A 16809-nucleotide genomic window follows, 5' to 3' on the forward strand; every position below is an offset into this window, starting at 1 on the left:
CGCGACCGGACTGGACAAGGACTGGAACGCCGTCACCGCCGGCCTCACCCTCGACTGGAACTCCGGCATGGCCGAAGGCACCGTAAACAAGATCATTCTGTGGAATCAGGATTGTCAAGGTTGCGCTGCTTTGCCCTGCCGGACATCGACGATCGGTAGGAGGCGGGAGGCGCCGGGTGCCTCGATCTCGCGGGGGGTTGGCCCGGCCGGGGTCGGAGTGTGGGCGAGCCTGCCCAGGAGGCGGTCGATCGCGGCCTGGCCGTCGGTGACAGCGGCTTGCTCGTCCTCGGTGAGTGGTATCGAGACGGCCATCTTCTGCAAGTTGCCTTTAGCTTCTAGGAGTTGGGTCTTCGTAGAGTCCTTCGGGGTGTAGAAGTCACAGCGTGCGCAGGCCATGCGGTGCTGGCACTGTTCGAAGAAGGTGTAGGTGCAGTAGCCGTGTCCGAGGTCGTAGTGCTGCCAGGGCTCGCCGGCCGCGGCAGCGCCGGAGACGACCGCGTCGCGGTCCACCAGGACCTCGATGGTGCGGACGTTCCGTTCGAAGTAGCCCGCTTCGGAGTATGCCTTGGCCAGGGTGTTCGGCGTGATCTTCGCGTAGTACTGCGTGGACTGCGGAGAGCGGTGTCCGAGCCAGGCTTGGAGCTCGAACAGCGTCATCGGCTCCTTGGCGTTGTAGAGCTGGCTGGCGATGGTGGACCGGGCGCGGTGGCTTGTGATGTTGCCTCGGACGTCGGCGTCCGGGACGCCTGCCTTGCGGCAGAGCATCGGGATGATCGTGTTGTTGATGTAGCTGGTGGAGACGCGGCGGGCCCGGACCGTGAACAGCAGGTCAACGTGTTCGCCGGTGCGGCGGTCGTTGAACTTCGGCTGGTGCGGGCGGGCGGCCTGCCAGGCGTCGATGGCCTGGCCGAGGATCGGGTCGACCGGTTTGGTGAACGCGGTGCCGGTTTTGTGGGTGGGGATGTCGAGCAGGCAGACCGCGTCGCATGCCAGGACCTGCTGCGAGTCGCCGGCGATGGGTGCCCCGTCGTGCTGCCAGCGGATGCAGCCCACCCGGAGCCGTGCGATCTCATTACTGCGTTGGCCGGAGAACAGCCAGGTCAGCGTGACCGCGCGGACCAGTTCGAAGGGGTAGAAGTGCCCGGACCGGGTCTGCGGAAGGTCCGCGGGTTCGAGGTTCAGCCCCGCCCACAACAACTTCGCCCAGATCTCGTCGGCGATCACCTGAGGGTCGGGTCCGAGGAGGGCCGTGATGCTGCGGGGGATGGCCAGCGCGCGGAGCGGATCGAAGCGGCAGGGCAGCCACTCCCATTCCTGGCAGTCGCGGAAGAGCGTTCGCAGTGCAGTGATCTGCCCGGCTTTGCTGGGCGCTTCCAGCGGTTTGCCGAGACGGTCCTTGAGCCCGGCGGTGCGCTGGACGTAGTCGCCGACCTTCATCCGGTCCAGCGCGGCGATCCAGGATGCGCAGGTCTGCCGGGTCCAGTCCGCCGGATCGGCGGCCTGGGGCTGTTCGGCCGTGATCCACCGGCCGACCTTGAGCAGGTTCGAGCGGACGCTGCCGCGGACGCGGGGGGTGAGTGTCGAGGTGGCGTGCCAACGATCGGCCCACCGTTCCCAAGTCTTTGCGCCGCCGGTCGCCCGGGAAGTGTGCCGGCCCGTACTCGCCGCCGGTGGAGCACAGAACCCGAGCTCGGAGACCGCCCGCTGCATCGCGTGCAAGGTGTTCAGCCGGCTGCCGTCCAGCAGCCGGTCGCGGCGGACTCGGTCGAACAGCGCGGTATCCAGGTCTTCAAGGTGTGGGCTTCGGTTGAGCAGGAACAGGTGGCAGACCACCATCGGCAGCAGTGTGCCGTCGTCCCGGCCGAGCCGGTAGCCCCAGGAGCCCAGGACGGCGCGAACCCGCGCGATCTCGCCGTTCACGCGGTCCCGTCCGAAGATCCGCCAGGACAGGGTCAGCCGCTGGAAGCCGCCGAGCTGGTGGAAGGCGTCGAAGGAACCGAGCAGGTAGGCGTGCGCCGCGAGATAGGGGCGGACCTCGTCGCCGGCCCAGGCGGGCGCGTGCTTTCGGAACTCGGCGTGGCTGCGGCCGAGCAGATGGACCCATTCCTCGGCGGTCCAGTCCCAGAAAGTGCGGCCGCTCTCGGCGCACTGCGTCAGCAGCACAGCGATCACGTCGAGCATGGCTCGTCGGCGGTGCGGGGTGGGCGGCGAGTCCAGGGATGCGTTGACCGCCTCCAGCGGCCTGTGTAGGCGACCGATCACGCGCCAGCCCGGTGCGGACGGGTCGTGATACTGCAGCCGCCGCAGGTTGCGCAGACCGAGCTCACGGACGGCCCGCCCTTCGTCCGGGCGGACCGCAACGGCGGTGTCATAGCGGTGTGGGGCGATCGGCCAGGACCAGCGTTCTGTCTCATCGCCAGCGACGAGGGCCAGCGGCGATGCGCTCATCGCGACACCTCCGCCGACGCGCCGTGAGCATCTGTATTCGCCAGGCGCGGAGGTGCTCCATGCCGCGGGCGAGCTTGTCTGCCAGGTCCCGGCCGGAGAGGTGGATGTACTGAAGGGTGGAGTCGGTGTGACGGTGGCCGGCGAAGGAGGAAATCGAGTGCAACTCCCAGCCCATTCGGGCCAGATCGGTCAGACATAGGTGCCGGGTGGTGTGCGTGGAGAACCGCTCGACGCCGGAGGCGAGCGCGATCTTCCGGACGACCTTCGACCACGTCCACAGGCTCAGCGGCTCGGCATGGTTGCGTCGCGACTCCGACAGGAACAGCGGTCCGCGGGCCCGGCTGATCCCGGCGCGGTGGGCGAGGTAGCCCGACAGCAGCACTCCGGTCGACGCCGAGTACGGCACCACCCGCTCCAGCCGGTTCTTCGTCGTCTCCGCCCGCACCCGCAGTGTTCGATGGGCCGGGTCGAGGTCGTCCGTCCGCAGCGAGCACAGCTCCTCGCGCCGCAGAGCGGCGTCATAGGCCAGGGCCAGCATCACACGGTTGCGGACCGGCTCGCGCCGGGCCACCTCCAGGATCCGCAGCCACTCCTGTTCAGTGGGTATCCACGGCAGTTTCGTCAGCCGTGGCACCAGGCCCCGCTGCTGCCCGCCGACCCTGCGGCCGGGGGTGTAGCGCCCGCGGCCCACCGGGTTCGACTCGCGCAGACCCTCCTCCATGAGAAAGTCGTAGAACAGGCGGACCGGCACCAGACGCTGCTGGATGGTGGCGTTGGCCAGCCCCGACCCCGAGTCGATCGAGATCACATTCGTGCCCCGACGATGCGGCCGCGAGGTCAACTCCCTCACAAATACTGCGATGTGCGCGCGGCTGGCGGCCACCGGGGCGACGCCTTCTCGCTCACACAGCAGCAGGTACTCGGCCAGCCCGCGGGCGTACGCATCGATCGTGCGGGGTGCCCGCCCGAGGTCACTCCACGTCTGCAGCCAGACTGCCGCCTGCTCGTGCCGGCCGAACACCGGCCACTTCTCCATCAGCACCGTCGTGCCGCTCAAGCCATCTCCCAAGTCCGTGGCTGCACCGGAGAGACATGATCACCCCGGCAGATTCCACGTAACTTTTAAGATGCTCAAACGCCGGTCGTACGGGCGGGCGTCCTTCGCTCTTCTGCGGACGCTGGTTCTCGCTCAGCCGCCGTGAGCGTCAGAACGGCAGAACCCACTCGCGATCTTCGACCGCCTCGGTTGCTGCTGGCACGGCGGGCGGCCAGGTGCCGGGGATGGCTTCAACTGCACGTTGAACATCAGCCATCGTCCTGCCGGTCACGACCAGATCCATCCCTTCCAAGCCGGGCTCCACGCAGAGCAGCAGGCCAGAGGAAGAGAACCAACGAACGGGCTGCCCCATCGGCTCGAACCACGCCGGATACGGCGGCAAAGCAACCTGCGCGAACTGCTCCTCCAGACAGGCAACCACCTCGGGCGTTGCCTTACAGGTGCGGCCCTCGGTCCAATCAGCCATGGCGGCTTCGCTCAGGACGGTTTCCACGCAGGCCAGCGACAGGCGGTCGAGGAAGTGGAGTCGGCTGGAGCCGGTGAGGCGATCAGCGAACAGGGCGGCCGGCGGATCCTCACGCGAAAGGTCGGCCAAGGCCACACCCCACCCGGCGCAGCCTTGGTTCTCGCTGCGGAACACCAGCAGTTCGCCGGAAGGGTCGAGCAGCAGCTCGTCCGGCTCCAGCAACGGATTCTGCTGGGCGACCAGGTCACGCCGTCGACCGAACAACGCATACGCCTCCCTGAGAGCGACTGGGAGGCGCATGCCGAGTCGATCCTCAGCTCGCTGCACCTCAGCCGATGTGAACCCATCAGCCGGCGACAACGGGGTGGACCAGGCAGCAGCGAAGCCCCGGACGAAGGCCCATGCATCCGCCCGCGCCGGGAATCCACCACCCAGTGCCTCAGCTACGTCGAACCTGTCAGCCATGCCGCTGACCCTACGCGGCCGCCACCCCTGTGTCGGACGGCACCGTGACCGTCACGAAATATCCGCCACAGCCATCTTCAAGGAGCCCTAACACCGGGTCGGGTAGTGCGCGGATCAGCCGGAGCAGAGTGTCCCTGCAGGTCGTGATGGACATTCGCTTGGACAGTCGGGTTCCCGGACGGGCGCCCAGGAACAGCGCCACGTCGGTGAGCAGGGCGGTGAGGGACTGCGTCCGGTGGGCGTGGCGGCGCGTCAGGCCCGGTATCTGCCGGCGAATGTCCGGTGGGTGCAGGAGGCGTTCTCGCAGACAAGGCGCCGTGCCCGCAGCTCGATCCGCACGCGCCGGGCGGCGACGGGATGGTCGGCCAGGCACCGCTCGTAGTAGCAGTGCACCCGTGATGATCTCTGCTCGCACTCGGGACAGGCCGCCGACGCAGCCCGGGACCGTACGGCGACACACACTTCGAGGTCCGTGAGCACCAGCCGGTCGACCTCCACATCCATGCCCGGGAAGAGGAGATCAGCCACGCGCATCGCTTCGTCCACACCCAGGTGGTTCCCATCTGACCATCGACGGCAGTCACCCCCAAATCAGCGACAGAGCCCAGAACTTGAGCCAGAACCACCACTCATGAGCAGAGCCAACCAGATTGACCACGGGGCCTGTCCTGCAGGAAGGCAACGGGCCCGCGGCGGTGGCACCCCAGCCGCTGCAGGCCATTGCGTCCCCCATCGGTGTCCCAATGCGGCGCGCTCTCCTGGTCGTCGCCCTCGAGTACGGCGAGCAAAGCGTCCGGCGCTGCGGCGGAGAAGGCCGAGACGCGGCAGGGCCTCGGAGGCCGAACGTGAGAGAGGCTCGCCCCCGATGCCGGGGCGAGCCTCTGTCTCTTGGAGGACAGTCCGCGGAGTGTCCGTTAGGGCAACGTGGACGGCCTGCGCGGCGGAGGAAGCCGCTGCAGCAGTTCGACCGCAGCTGGTCGAACTCGGGATGCCCGTATTCACAGACCCTGCATAGCCGCTGCAGTCGGAAAAGGGCGAACCCGGGCCCCGGGCCTGACTCCACAGTGCCAACGCAACCACCTGCCCCTGAAGGGTGTCTTTATTGCTGTACGGTGGTTGACCTGGGGCTTTGTGATCACCCAAGTATGGGCATGATCTCTGATCGTGGGTCTGCGACTGCTCTACCTGATCTTCTGCCGACTGCTGGGCGGCCTCCTCTTGCTGGGCCGATCGGCCGCGGCGAACAACGCCGAGATCCTTGCTCTTCGTCATGAGGTCGCTGTGCTGCGCCGGCAGGTGGAGCGGCTGCGGCTCTCATGGGCTGACCGTGCCGTGCTTTCTGCTCTCGTACGGCACCTGCCACCCGTCTTACGCCGCCATCGGCTGGGCACTCCGGGCACCCTGCTGACCTGGCACCGTCGTCTGGTGCGCTGGAAGTGGCGCCAAGCACGGGTCAGACCCGGTCGTCCGCCGTTGTCCGAAGGGACGGTCGCGCTCATCCAGCGCCTGGCGAGAGAGAACCCGACCTGGGGATACGTCAGGATCCAGGGTGAGCTGCTACGGCTTGGTCATCGGGTTGCCGCCGCTACGGTCCGGCGCGTCCTGCGCCGCTCTGGTCTACCGCCCGCATGGCAGCGCGCCTCCCAGCAGGCCTGGCGTACCTTCCTCCGCGCCCAGGCCCACGCGCTTCTGGCCTGCGATTTCATGCACGTGGACACCGTCTTCCTCAAACGCCTCTACGTCTTCTTCGTCATGGAGATCAAGACCCGGCGCGTTCACGTGTTGGGTGTCACCGCCCACCCGACCGGCGCATGGGTCGCCCAACTCGCCCGCAATCTGCTCATGGACCTCGAGAACAGGGCTGATTGCTTCCGGTTCCTTATCCGTGACCGGGACAGCAAGTTCACCGCCGCGTTCGATGCCGTCTTCGCCGGCAACGGCACAGCCGTCATCCCGACTCCACCGCAAAGCCCCCGGTCCAACGCGTTCGCCGAACGATGGATACGCACAGCCCGCACCGAGTGCACCGACCGCCTCCTGATCACCGGTGAACGACACCTGCGCACGGTCCTCAACCAGTACGCCGAGCACTACAACGCGGGACGGGCCCACCGCAGCCTGGACCTACGAGCACCCGACGACGACCCGCACCTCGTCCCCCTGCCCGCTGCCGCGGTCAGGCGCCGCCAGGTACTTGGCGGACTGCTCAACGAGTACCGCACCACGTCACCCCGGCTGCCTCACCGTCGACAGGGAAAACCCAGTTCAGCAGCCTGATCGGAATATTGACACCCTTCACGACCGGATCTGACTGCCGTCTGGCGCCACTTCCAGCGCACCAGACGACGGTGCCAGGTCAGCAGAGTGCCCGGAGTGACCAGCCGATGGCGACGCAATGCGGGTGGCAGGTGCCGTGCGAGAGCGGAGAGCACGGCACGATCAGCCCATGAGAGCCGCGGCCGCTCCACCTGCCGGCGCAGCACAGCGACCTCATGCCGAAGGGCAAGGATCTCGGCGTTGTTCGCGGCAGTCGACCGGCCCAGCAAAAGGAAGCAGCCCAGCAGCCGACAGAAGACCAGGTACAGCAGTCGCAGACCCACGATCACTCATCATGCCCATACTTGAGCGATCGCAAAGCCCCAGGTCAACCACCATACGGCAATAATGACACCCTTCAGGGCCGCACCCTCGCTTTCCGGTTTCGGGAAGGGTTCTGACTGTCGTGCCACCGAAGTCGCCGAAGCCCCCCGTGACTCCCGGCTCACGGCAGATTCCCTGCTCGCCGCCCACCCCTGTAATCAACTCCGTTTGTTTCATTGACATTTCACTCAGAAGTCGTACGTTGGGAGCGCTCCCATGGCGCCTTTCAACTGGAAGGAGTTCCCCCCACATGCGCAAACAGAGCCCATTAACCGGGCGTTCCCGGTCGGCCCTCCGCCGGCCTCTCCAGGCGCTCGCCATGCTGTTCGCCGTGGTTGTCGGCGCACTGACCTGGTCGGCCCCCGCCCAGGCTCACGGCTCCGTCGTCGGCCCCGCCTCCCGCGCGTACCACTGCTGGGAAAGGTGGGGTAACGACCACATGAACCCGGCCATGCAGACCGAAGACCCCATGTGTTGGCAGGCCTTCCAGGCCAACCCCGACACCATGTGGAACTGGATGAGCGCGCTCCGCGACGGCCTCGGAGGCCAGTTCCAGTCGCAGACCCCCGACGGGACGCTCTGCAGCAACAACCTCTCGAGGAACGCCAGCCTGAACAAGCCCGGGCAGTGGAAGACGACCACCGTCGGCAACAACTTCTCGGTCCACGTGCACGACCAGGCGTCCCACGGTGCCGACTACTTCACGGCCTACGTGAGCAAGCAGGGCTTCGACCCCAAGACCCAGACCCTGGGCTGGGGCAACCTCGACTTCATCACGCAGACCGGCCGCTTCGGCCCGGCGACGGACTACACGTTCAACGTCAGCACCTCCGGCTACACCGGACACCACATCCTGTTCGTGATCTGGCAGGCCTCGCACCTCGACCAGGCCTACATGTGGTGCAGCGACGTGAACTTCGGCTGAGCAGGGGAGCGCCGCACACGGCACCGGTCTCTGCCGGGCGCCGGTAACCCGCCGCCCGGCCGGCCGAGCTCCGTCGGGGCAGGGGACCCATTTGGTCACCCTGCCCCGACGGGGCTCCCTTCGCTCCTGGCGTGAACGCGCCCGATCGCACGGCAGTCGCACGGTAGCCGGCTCCCCACCGTCTCGTCGTACGACTCCAGCACTCAACGGCCATTGAGACTCCCAGACCGTGGAGGCGGCGATCTTGATTCCCAGCGCTGCGAGTTCGCCGTGGATCCGTCGATATCCCCATGAGGTGTTCTCCCTGGCCAGCGCAGGACCGGGGCGCGTATCGATCGGATGGTGCGTGGGCGTCCGCGTCGCCTGGGTACGCAGGATGCGGCATGGCGCCGTCGTATGCCGAGGGCTGACTTGTCTGGATCGTCGATCAAATGGAGCAACGGGTGCGAGGGCCGTCAGTGTGGAGAGTGCCACCGTCACGTGAAGCCTGCCTGTGTGCGGGTCAGCTTTCTGTGGGGTGTTGTTCGGGCCATGTGGTCTGGGTGACGTGGTCGTGGAAGTCGGCTCGCAGGGTCAGTTCGCCGCCGAGGGCGGTGATGTATGCGGCCATGGTGTCGATCTGGGGGGTGCTGGTTCCGTTTTCGATCTGCGCGATCCGGGCCTGGCTGACTCCCAGTTCCCGGGCCAGTGCCCGCTGGCTCATTCCTCGGCTGCGCCGGGCCTTTTTCAGGAATGCCCCCCAGTGGGTGGTGGTCTTGTCAGGCGGTGCCGCGTCGGTGTGCTTGGCCGGGTGTGTGGTGTGGTCCATGGTGGCCGTTGTCCTTGTCAGTCGACGCTGCCGCGTGGGGCGATCCACTGGTGGGGTTGTCCGGTCACTTTGGCGATGGTTTCGAAGTCCGCGTCGTAGTGCAGCAAGGTCAGTCCGCATAGTTCTGCGGTGGCGGCGGTCATCAGGTCGACTGCTCCTGGTCCCTGGTGCCAGCTTGTGGCGACGAGGAGGTCTTGCACCTGCCGGGCCCGGGTGAGTGCACGGTCGGGTACGGGGGTCCAGCCGAAGGCGTCGTGGAGGTAGCGCTCCAGTACGGCCCGCTCGTCGCGGCCGCCGGTGGCGCGGACCAGTTCGAGTTCGGTGATCTCGCACACGCTCACGCGGCCCTCGTCCAGGACGGTGGCCCAGTGTCGTTCCACGGCGGGGGTGCGGAACAGGCGGTTGCAGGCGCTGGTGTCGATCAGGTAGTGGGACGTGCTCACGCCGGGCGGGCCTCGCCGAAGGCGCCGCCTTCCCCCGCGAGCTCGCTCAGCCGCTGCCGGGCCGCGCGACGCTGGTAGATCGCACCGACCGCAATATCCACCGCCTTGGCCACGACCTCGGCGTCATCCTCGGTGTGCAGGAGTTGCTTGGCCTCGGCGAGGCGCTCCTCGTCGATCTCAATGGTGATCTTGGCCATCATGTCCTCCCTGAATGCCTGGGCACCCTCACAATGATAACAAATCCCTTATCGGCGGTGCCGGCGCAGGTGTCGCGCGGTCGACATCAAAGCGGATGCCGAGGGTTGGCCTCGGCTGGGATACCCCGCGCCGGCTCCCATGGGCGGGGGAGGGGGGGCTCGGGTCCGCGCGGTCAAAGTCGCCGGACCGTGGTCCGCATCACTCGAAGGAGGGATACGTCGCCCGACTGCGCCCCGGCGGCGCCGACTGGCGCGTAGCGTCCGGGGTGTGTACTTCTTGGGCTTCGTGCGGCGCTGGGGGTCAAGGGGTCGCAGGTTCAAATCCTGTCGTCCCGACCAGCGTATTCGCAGGTCGGAGGCCGTTTTCTCAGAGATGGGAAAGCGGCCTTTTCCGTGTTGCTGAGGCCGGTGGTCGCATTGTGGTCGCAGACATTTGTTGGGGTCGGGATGCGGTGGGTGAAGTAGCGGTGGTGGTGGGGGAGTAGGTCCGTTTCGCGGGGCCGTAGTGCCGGTTTCGGTGGTCGCGGTGTGGTCGCGGTCGCGGCCGGGGTGGCCGGTGCCGGCGGATGCCACCCGTATGGCTGGTGTCGGCTTTGGTGAGTGCTTTGTCGATGGCTTCTACGGCGTCGCGGGCGGCTTGCCGGGTGAGGTGGGAGTAGATGTTGGCGGTGGTGGAGACGGTGGAGTGCCGCAGGGTCTTGGAGACGGTGAGGAGCGGGATGCCTGCGGTGATGGGCACGGTTGCGGCGACGTGGCGCAGGTCGTGCAGGGTGATGATGGGGACTTTAGCCTGGGCCGCGAGGCGTTTGAAGTGGTCCAGGAGCGTCTGCGGCCGTAGTGGCCTGGTGGGGTCGGTGTTCGTTGTAGTGCCGCTCATAGGCCGCGAGGATGTGACGGGCGTGGGCCTCGTTCATGATGAGGACGTGGTCGAGGGCTTCGCGTCGGATGCTGCCGATGATGCGTTCGCAGTGTGCGTTCATGCGGGGAGCCTGTGGCGCGCTTTTGAGGATCTTCATCTCCTCGGACTGGAAGACGGCGTCGAAGGCCTCGCCGTACTTGCCATCGCGGTCGCGCAGCAAGAAGCGCAGGGTCTCGATGCGTATGCCCAGGTTGGCGGTGAGATTCCGCGCTTGCTGCACTGCCCAGTCCTGTGTCGGGTGGGCGGTGACCCCGGTGATGTGCAGCCGCCGGGTGCCGTGCTCGAGGAACACCAGCGCATACAACCGCCTGCCGAGGGCGGTGTCGATGTGGAAGAAGTCTGCCGCGATGATGCCCTCGGCTTGCGCGGCCAGGAACTCGCGCCAGGTGGGGCCTGAGCGACGTGGCGCGGGATCGATGCCGGCTGCGCGGAGGATCTCCCAGACCGTCGAGGCGGCGATCCGGTGTCCGAGTCGGGTCAGCTCCCCTTGGATCCGTCGGTGTCCCCACCTCGGATTCTCCCGGGCCAGCCGCATAACGAGCGTCCTGATCGCTACCGGGGTGGGTGGTCGTCCCGCGCGTCGGCGCACGGTGTAGTCCCACTTCGCGGCGATGAACCTGCGGTGCCAGGCAAGCAAGGTGCCGGGGGTGACAGGGAAGATCTCGCGCCAGTGGCGCCGGGGTATCAGCCCGGACAGGACGGCGAACCAGAACCGGTCGGCGGGCTCATAGCGGACCGATCCGGCCAACTGGCGGCGCAGGACCGCGTTCTCGTGCCGCAGCACCAGCAGTTCCGCCTCCTGCGCCGTCCCACGACGCAGGAGCACCGATGGAACAGTCAGCAGCTTCCGGGTCACCTTGTACAGCAACGACACGATCACGGAGGACATGATCCCAGCGGACTGATCGCATCCCGCTCACCTGCAGCGATGACTTTTCGAGCGGCACAGGATACGCACAGCCCGCGCCGAATGCACCGACCGACTCCTCATCACCGGCGAACGCCACCTCCGTACCGTCCTCACCACGTACGCCGAGCACTACAACACCGGACGGGCCCACCGCACCCTCGACCTACGCACCCCAGACGACCACCCGAGCATCATCCCCCGGCCCCCGGCCCCCGGCCCCCGGCCCCCGGCGACCGCGACCGTGGGACGGCAGTGGCTGGGCCGATACGGCAAGACCGGCGGCCTGCCGAAGGCCACCCGGCAGCACCACCCGGCCCGAGACGATGGCCGACCTCATTCCGCGAGCTGCGCCCCCGCGTGGCTCGATGTGTCTGGTTCGCCGGTGTGGCCCTCGTGAACGCGGGAGACTCCTCGCGGGGGATCGATCTCGGTCGCGACCATGAAATCCAAAAAACGAGCCGCGACGGGCGAGAGGGCCTGAGAGCAGTGGTACATCACGCCGATGACCCTGGTTGCTTCCGGAGAATCCATGGGTACCGCCACGAGATCATCCAGGCCGAAACCCTGCAACTCCAAGGCCGGCAAAGCTGCCACGCCTACGCCGGCCCGTAGCAGCCCACGGATCGTCGCCGCGCTACAGGCATTGAACTGGTGGCTCACCGAGATCGAGTACTCGCTGAACGCAGCGTCAGTGATCGCTCGGATGCTGGTTCCGGGCCGCGGTGCGACCACGGTCTCACCGTTGAAGTCCGACCACAAGATGGAACTCTGCGCCGACCAGGGATGGCTGTGGTGCGCGACGCCGTAGAACTGTTCCTGCAGCAGTGGTGTGAAGCAGAAGCCGTCCGGCAGGTCACCATGGGCGGTCAAGCCGAGTTCGACAGTCCCACTTTCGAGGCGTTCGACAACTTCATCCGCGGCCCCGTCGATGATCTCGAACTCCACCTCGGGGTGATCCAGCATGAAGCCGCGCATCATGTCCGGCAGCACAGCCGCCGCGAGCGACGGAAGCGCGGCTACGGCGATGGTTCCGGACTGAGCCGCTACGTATGACATGAAGCGGCTCAGTCGCATGTCCATGTCGTCGAGGACGGCGCCCGTCATGAGCAGAAATGCTTGCCCTGCGGCCGTGATGTCGAGTTGCCGAGTGGTGCGGTCGAACAACCGCACTCGCAGGAGACGCTCGACTTCCTTGATCCTTCTGCTGAGGACTGACTGAGAGATGTGCTCCGCAGCGGCTGCTTTCCTGAAACTGCCGGATGCGGCGAGTGTCCGGACTGCGCGAAGCTGCTGCAGCGTCAGGTCAGGGATCGGCATGGCTCCACCTATTGCCGCACACTCGGGTGGACGTGGCATTCACGACTGAGCCTGCGGTCCGGCGGCGCAGTAGCCGTTGTCGGTGTTTTCGGTTCTTCGTTCACACGTCAACCTTGAACGCCCTCCTCCCACGCCTGCGGACCGACCTCAGTTCACGCGGTCTTCACGCGATCAACCGCCTAGTTCGACCTTGAGCGCACGTGGTTCGCGATCGCCGCGTCGTCGTTCGCGCCGTACATGTCGTCGATCAACGTTGCGAACGAGCTCACGACGGCATTGCGCTTGATCTTGCCGTTCGCAGTCCGCTCGCCGCGCTCGACTTCCAGGGACCGAGGCAGAACGCGAAAGTCCTTCAACTGCTCTACGCGCGCGAGGTCCGCGTTGACCCGAGCGACCTCCGCTCGCAGGCGTTCGGCCAGCACCTCTGCCGACCGGGCGTCTGCGGTTGTGCTCGGCTCGAGCAGGACGGTGAGGTACTTGCGGGCGTCGCCGACGACGATCGCTTCGTTGATCAGCGAGCTCTCCTTCAACCGGGTTTCGATGGGCTGAGGATTGATCGTTTTGCCGCCTCGGGTGATGATCACGTCCTTCTTCCGGCCGATGAGCCGTATGTCACCGTGGGTTGTGCGCTCCATCAGGTCACCGGTGCGGAACCAGCCATCCTGGAAAACAGCCTCGGTCTCCGCCGGGTTGCGCCAGTATCCGTCGAAGAGCAACGGCGCGCGAAGCAGCATTTCGCCATCGTCCGCGACCTTCACCTGGAACCGTGGGTCCGGGAATTCCCTGCCGATGAAGCCCGGACGGGGGAACGGCTGGTCGAAATGAGCGATGGGACACCCGGCGGTCTCGGTGAGACCGTAGTTCTCGCGGAGATCGAGTCCCCAGATCTGCCAAATCGCGATGACGCTTTCGGGCATCGCGGCAGATGCGGTGTAGGCAACGCGGATGCGATCCATTCCGACGGTTGCCCGCAGTGGCAAGAACACCCAACGAAGTGCGGCAGCGTACGCGATCCGCAGCAGTACCGAGGGCCGGCGATGGGACCAGCGGCGTTCGGCTACCCTGCGGCCGGCCCACATGGCGGCGTCATAGGCGTAGCGACGAAGTCGCGGCCAGACCTCCGTCTGTGCGATCAGTTCGCCGGCGATCTTCTCGTAGAACCGCGGCGGCCAGAGCACTGCCGTCGGCCGCACCGAGCGCAACACGTCTTCGTAGTCACCAATGCGGCAGTATGTGACCACCAGCCGTGAGAGCAGCGGCGCGAACACCGACACCACCGCCGGCGCCACGTGGGCCAACGGCAGGAAGCCCACGACATCGTGCTTGTGACTGAGGATCTGCGGGTAGAGGCCGACGAAGGTCTGAACCGAGTGCTGAAGCGTGCGGTGCGAGTGTGTGACGCCTTTCGGAACTCCCGTGGATCCCGACGTGTAAAACAGCACGGCGGCATCGTCGAGGGATCCGCCGGCGACCAACTCGGACAGAGGATCGGCGCTGTCGTCGGCGTACTGTGTTCCTTCTTCGCACAGCGCTTCCCACGTTGTCCTCTTGATCACCTCGGGTAGCTCCGGCGGAGTGGCGTCGATTCCGACCACGAGCCGCAGCTTCGGTGTGTGTGCGGCGACCTCCGCCACCTTGACGAGCTCCGTCGTCGTCTCGCCGATGAAGGCGACGGCCTCGCTGTGTGTGAGGAGTTGCTCGATCTCGGCAGGTGAGTTGGTCGGATAGACGCCGATCACGACGCCGCCGACACTCTGCACGGCCAGCGCGGCGAACACCCACTCCGGGCGTGCGCTGCTCATCACCGCGACGCGATCGCCGTGCTGTACACCTTGTGCGACAAGGCCGAGCGCGAGATCTTGCACGCGATCCCGGTACGTCCGCCACGTGATCGCCTGCATGTCCCCATCACGCCAGTAGCGCAGCGCGACGGCGTCGGGTTCCCTGTTCGCGCGATCGAGCAGCAGCCCCGGTAGCGTTCGGGTTGGCTCGAAATTGGTCAGATCCATGACACGGCCTCTCTTCCAGAGCCGACAAGCCCGGGCCCGATGAGATTCATGCGGCACTCTCCCCGAGGTGCAGGAAGTCACCTCGGTACCACGTCACCGGCTTGCCGCTACCTGTCCGCGCGTCGTGTACACGGCCGATGAGGATCACGTGATCTCCGCCGGGTACGGCTTGCTCCAGTTCACAACGGATGACTGCCGCCGCATCGGGCAGTAGCGGGTGACCCCTCTCATCGAATTCGAAGGCTCCGTACGCGAACTTGTTTTCACCTTTTGTCGCGAACTTGATCGCCAACTCGGCGTGTGCGGGTGTCACGATGTTGACGATGAACCGCTCAGCCGCCATGAAGACGGGAGAGCAGTTCGCTCCTCGGTCCAGGCACACCAGGACGAGCGGCGGATCGAGCGACAGCGCCGCGAAGGAACTCGCGGTGAACCCATGCAGCGTGCCTGACGCGCTTCGCCTCGTCACGATCGTCACGCCTGAAGGGAAGCGGGCCAACGCCGAACGGAAGGCGGTCGGGTCCAGCCCTTGAAATTGATCAACCATGATACCCCTCGCGGGCAGCTCGGGCGGCAGGGTCGTTGAAGACCGTGCGCGCGTCGGCAACCGTGACGCGGAGCTGCTCTTCGACCGGCCAACTGGAAGTCCCTGAGTGAAGGGCCCGTTTCAGCGCCGCGAACACGGCAGGTGGTTTCGCCGCTGCCGCCCGCGCATACGCCATCGCGATCGCGAGCAGGTCGTCCTGTTCGACCACCTGGTCGACGATGCCCATCGTCTCCGCGTCGAACGCGTCGAGGGGCTCTCCGCTCAGCAGGAGGCGCCGGGCCGCGCGGTCACCCAGGACCCCGCGCACTCGAGTGATCCCCTTCACGGCCGGCAGCATCCCGTGGTTGATCTCCGGGAAGACGAAACGCGCCTCAGTCGATGCGTACACCATGTCAGCGAACAGTGCCATTTCGATGCCACCACCGACGCACCAGCCGTTGACCGCACACACCAGCGGCCGGGCAAAGTCCTCCAGTGCGCAGAGCAGCGCGTGAAACGACGCCATCCGTTCGACCATCGAATCGGCGCCGAAGCCGATGGCTTCCTTGATGTCGCCGCCCGCGCAGAAGAAGCGCTCACCAGCTCCCGTCAAGACCACTGCGGGGGTGCCGGGGCCGCTGGCAAGGGTTTCCAGCGTCGTTGTCAGCTCGCTGACGAGCGAGTTGCTGAGCGCGTTCGCCGGCGGGTGGTTCAGAGTGAGTACAACCACGCCGTCCACTTCGTCGGACGCGTGCACAGCGCTGGGCGCTGTGTTGTGCGAGGCAATGCTCATGCTCGTCTTCCCTTAGTTCGCCGGTCCGCCAGCGGTGCGAGCGGAGGGGAAGTCCACGGGGCGCTTCTCCCGGAAAGCCTGGCGTGCTTCGGCGTAGTCGGCACCGGCGAAGTCGAGGATCTCGAGTGCCGCGGACAGCTCGTGCTGAGGCACCGCGTTGGTGAGCCAGGCGTTGAGCGCACGCTTGGTGAAACGGAGCGCCTGCTGGGAACCGCGGGCCAGCTGGGATGCGACCTCGAGGGCGCGGGGCAGCACCTGCTCGCGGGGAACGGACAGGCTCACGAGCCCGATCCGCTCGGCCTCGGTGCCCGTCAGCTTCTCGGAGGTGAGCACGTAGTACTTGGTCTTGGCCATGCCGACAAGCAACGGCCAGATGAGTGCGGCGTGGTCGCCGGCGGTCACGCCGACCTTGGTGTGGCCTTCCATCAGCACCGCGTCGTCCGCGGCGATGCTGATGTCGGCGAGAAGCGCGGTCGACAGCCCGTAGCCGACCGCGGGGCCGTTGATCGCAGAGATGATCGGCTTCTCGATGCGCAACACCGTCGCAACCCGCTTGCGTTCGGTCTCCAGCATGGCGAGCGCTTCCTCGGGCGTGGGATCGGGCTGAGCGACGTCCATCCCGGTACAGAAGGCTTTGCCGGCCCCGGTGATGACGACGACCCGGGTCTGTTCGTCGCGCTCGACGTCGGCCCAGATCCGGTTCATCTCCTCGAACATCGGCAAAGTGAGCGCGTTGTACCGGTCGGGCCGGTTGATCGTGATCAGGAGGATGCCGTTGGGGTGGCGTTCGGTGAGGATGTCGCCGGTGCCGTGGTTGTAGAGGTCGGTCATCGGCTGGTCTCCTTGTGGTGTGTGGGGTTGTGCTGGGAGTGGAACTGGCGGAGTG

The 16809-nt window shown here is 66.6% G+C and carries 16 protein-coding genes and 1 pseudogene; 2 read left to right on the forward strand and 15 right to left on the reverse strand.

Translation table 11 applies throughout. From position 1 onward, the window contains the following. Positions 1 to 114 precede the first annotated feature (114 nt). The 4 genes from ACH4U7_RS52130 to ACH4U7_RS52145 all read right to left on the reverse strand — a co-directional run bounded on the left by ACH4U7_RS52130 (position 115) and on the right by ACH4U7_RS52145 (position 4964). Positions 115 to 2448 carry a tyrosine-type recombinase/integrase gene (locus ACH4U7_RS52130; RefSeq protein ID WP_398534775.1) on the reverse strand — a complete coding sequence of 778 codons (2334 nt, stop codon included), beginning with the start codon at positions 2446 to 2448 and terminating at the stop codon, positions 115 to 117. Next, positions 2411 to 3505, reverse strand: coding sequence for a tyrosine-type recombinase/integrase (locus tag ACH4U7_RS52135; RefSeq protein WP_398534776.1), 1095 nt, complete (start codon positions 3503 to 3505; stop codon positions 2411 to 2413). The genes ACH4U7_RS52130 and ACH4U7_RS52135 overlap by 38 nt, the downstream gene beginning before the upstream one ends. A gap of 148 nt (positions 3506 to 3653) precedes the next feature. Continuing rightward, positions 3654 to 4436, reverse strand: a complete 783-nt coding sequence (locus ACH4U7_RS52140) for an SMI1/KNR4 family protein (RefSeq protein WP_398534777.1) — start codon at positions 4434 to 4436, stop codon at positions 3654 to 3656. Positions 4437 to 4688: 252 nt separating this feature from the next. Beyond that, positions 4689 to 4964: a transposase family protein gene (locus ACH4U7_RS52145; RefSeq protein ID WP_398534778.1), complete on the reverse strand. Its 276-nt coding sequence runs from the start codon at positions 4962 to 4964 to the stop codon at positions 4689 to 4691. A 636-nt stretch (positions 4965 to 5600) separates the two neighbouring features. On the opposite strand from ACH4U7_RS52145, the gene ACH4U7_RS52150 reads away from it, so the two are divergent. Both ACH4U7_RS52150 and ACH4U7_RS52155 read left to right on the forward strand, forming a co-directional pair. Beyond that, the gene (locus tag ACH4U7_RS52150) at positions 5601 to 6713 is read left to right on the forward strand and encodes an integrase core domain-containing protein (protein WP_398534779.1); all 1113 of its coding nucleotides are present in this window, start codon (positions 5601 to 5603) and stop codon (positions 6711 to 6713) included. A gap of 682 nt (positions 6714 to 7395) precedes the next feature. Next, on the forward strand, positions 7396 to 8001 hold the full coding sequence (locus ACH4U7_RS52155; RefSeq protein ID WP_352133434.1) for a lytic polysaccharide monooxygenase: 606 nt from the start codon (positions 7396 to 7398) through the stop codon (positions 7999 to 8001). 156 nt (positions 8002 to 8157) lie between these two features. Here ACH4U7_RS52155 and ACH4U7_RS52160 read toward each other — a convergent pair. From ACH4U7_RS52160 to ACH4U7_RS52210, 11 genes and pseudogenes are all read right to left on the reverse strand, one after another. Further along, positions 8158 to 8399, reverse strand: a pseudogene (locus ACH4U7_RS52160) (integrase); the annotation flags it as partial. Positions 8400 to 8503: 104 nt separating this feature from the next. Further along, positions 8504 to 8809, reverse strand: a complete 306-nt coding sequence (locus ACH4U7_RS52165) for a helix-turn-helix domain-containing protein (RefSeq protein WP_398534780.1) — start codon at positions 8807 to 8809, stop codon at positions 8504 to 8506. A gap of 17 nt (positions 8810 to 8826) precedes the next feature. Next, a complete protein-coding gene (locus ACH4U7_RS52170; RefSeq protein WP_398534781.1) occupies positions 8827 to 9252 on the reverse strand; it encodes a PIN domain nuclease in 426 nt (141 codons plus the stop codon). Continuing rightward, on the reverse strand, positions 9249 to 9452 hold the full coding sequence (locus tag ACH4U7_RS52175; protein WP_311729210.1) for a hypothetical protein: 204 nt from the start codon (positions 9450 to 9452) through the stop codon (positions 9249 to 9251). Before ACH4U7_RS52175 ends, ACH4U7_RS52170 begins: the two co-directional genes overlap by 4 nt. A 364-nt stretch (positions 9453 to 9816) precedes the next feature. Then, positions 9817 to 10326 (reverse strand): tyrosine-type recombinase/integrase, encoded by a 510-nt coding sequence (locus ACH4U7_RS52180; protein WP_398534782.1) that lies wholly within the window; start codon positions 10324 to 10326, stop codon positions 9817 to 9819. After that, on the reverse strand, positions 10235 to 11248 hold the full coding sequence (locus ACH4U7_RS52185) for an integrase core domain-containing protein (RefSeq protein WP_398534788.1): 1014 nt from the start codon (positions 11246 to 11248) through the stop codon (positions 10235 to 10237). Before ACH4U7_RS52185 ends, ACH4U7_RS52180 begins: the two co-directional genes overlap by 92 nt. A gap of 363 nt (positions 11249 to 11611) precedes the next feature. Further along, positions 11612 to 12595 carry a LysR family transcriptional regulator gene (locus ACH4U7_RS52190; RefSeq protein ID WP_398534783.1) on the reverse strand — a complete coding sequence of 328 codons (984 nt, stop codon included), beginning with the start codon at positions 12593 to 12595 and terminating at the stop codon, positions 11612 to 11614. A 179-nt stretch (positions 12596 to 12774) separates the two neighbouring features. Beyond that, positions 12775 to 14604 carry an AMP-dependent synthetase/ligase gene (locus ACH4U7_RS52195; RefSeq protein ID WP_398534784.1) on the reverse strand — a complete coding sequence of 610 codons (1830 nt, stop codon included), beginning with the start codon at positions 14602 to 14604 and terminating at the stop codon, positions 12775 to 12777. A gap of 46 nt (positions 14605 to 14650) precedes the next feature. Then, on the reverse strand, positions 14651 to 15151 hold the full coding sequence (locus tag ACH4U7_RS52200) for a flavin reductase family protein (RefSeq protein ID WP_398534785.1): 501 nt from the start codon (positions 15149 to 15151) through the stop codon (positions 14651 to 14653). Then, positions 15144 to 15923: an enoyl-CoA hydratase/isomerase family protein gene (locus tag ACH4U7_RS52205; RefSeq protein WP_398534786.1), complete on the reverse strand. Its 780-nt coding sequence runs from the start codon at positions 15921 to 15923 to the stop codon at positions 15144 to 15146. The genes ACH4U7_RS52200 and ACH4U7_RS52205 overlap by 8 nt, the downstream gene beginning before the upstream one ends. Positions 15924 to 15935: 12 nt before the next feature. Further along, positions 15936 to 16754 (reverse strand): enoyl-CoA hydratase/isomerase family protein, encoded by an 819-nt coding sequence (locus ACH4U7_RS52210; RefSeq protein WP_398534787.1) that lies wholly within the window; start codon positions 16752 to 16754, stop codon positions 15936 to 15938. Between the last annotated feature and the right edge of the window lie 55 nt (positions 16755 to 16809).

This window comes from Streptomyces sp. NPDC020845 (genome assembly GCF_044334165.1).
GTDB lineage: Bacteria > Actinomycetota > Actinomycetes > Streptomycetales > Streptomycetaceae > Streptomyces.

What these genes read in the sequence shown, in the direction of transcription:
- ACH4U7_RS52175 (WP_311729210.1), bottom strand. Translation starts at nt 9,452, where the DNA reads ATGATGGCCAAGATCACCATTGAGATCGACGAGGAGCGCCTCGCCGAG.
- ACH4U7_RS52155 (WP_352133434.1), top strand. Translation starts at nt 7,396, where the DNA reads ATGCTGTTCGCCGTGGTTGTCGGCGCACTGACCTGGTCGGCCCCCGCC.
- ACH4U7_RS52190 (WP_398534783.1), bottom strand. Translation starts at nt 12,595, where the DNA reads ATGCCGATCCCTGACCTGACGCTGCAGCAGCTTCGCGCAGTCCGGACA.
- ACH4U7_RS52180 (WP_398534782.1), bottom strand. Translation starts at nt 10,326, where the DNA reads ATGAGCGGCACTACAACGAACACCGACCCCACCAGGCCACTACGGCCG.
- ACH4U7_RS52200 (WP_398534785.1), bottom strand. Translation starts at nt 15,151, where the DNA reads ATGGTTGATCAATTTCAAGGGCTGGACCCGACCGCCTTCCGTTCGGCG.
- ACH4U7_RS52130 (WP_398534775.1), bottom strand. Translation starts at nt 2,448, where the DNA reads ATGAGCGCATCGCCGCTGGCCCTCGTCGCTGGCGATGAGACAGAACGC.
- ACH4U7_RS52205 (WP_398534786.1), bottom strand. Translation starts at nt 15,923, where the DNA reads ATGAGCATTGCCTCGCACAACACAGCGCCCAGCGCTGTGCACGCGTCC.
- ACH4U7_RS52210 (WP_398534787.1), bottom strand. Translation starts at nt 16,754, where the DNA reads ATGACCGACCTCTACAACCACGGCACCGGCGACATCCTCACCGAACGC.
- ACH4U7_RS52165 (WP_398534780.1), bottom strand. Translation starts at nt 8,809, where the DNA reads ATGGACCACACCACACACCCGGCCAAGCACACCGACGCGGCACCGCCT.
- ACH4U7_RS52195 (WP_398534784.1), bottom strand. Translation starts at nt 14,604, where the DNA reads ATGGATCTGACCAATTTCGAGCCAACCCGAACGCTACCGGGGCTGCTG.
- ACH4U7_RS52140 (WP_398534777.1), bottom strand. Translation starts at nt 4,436, where the DNA reads ATGGCTGACAGGTTCGACGTAGCTGAGGCACTGGGTGGTGGATTCCCG.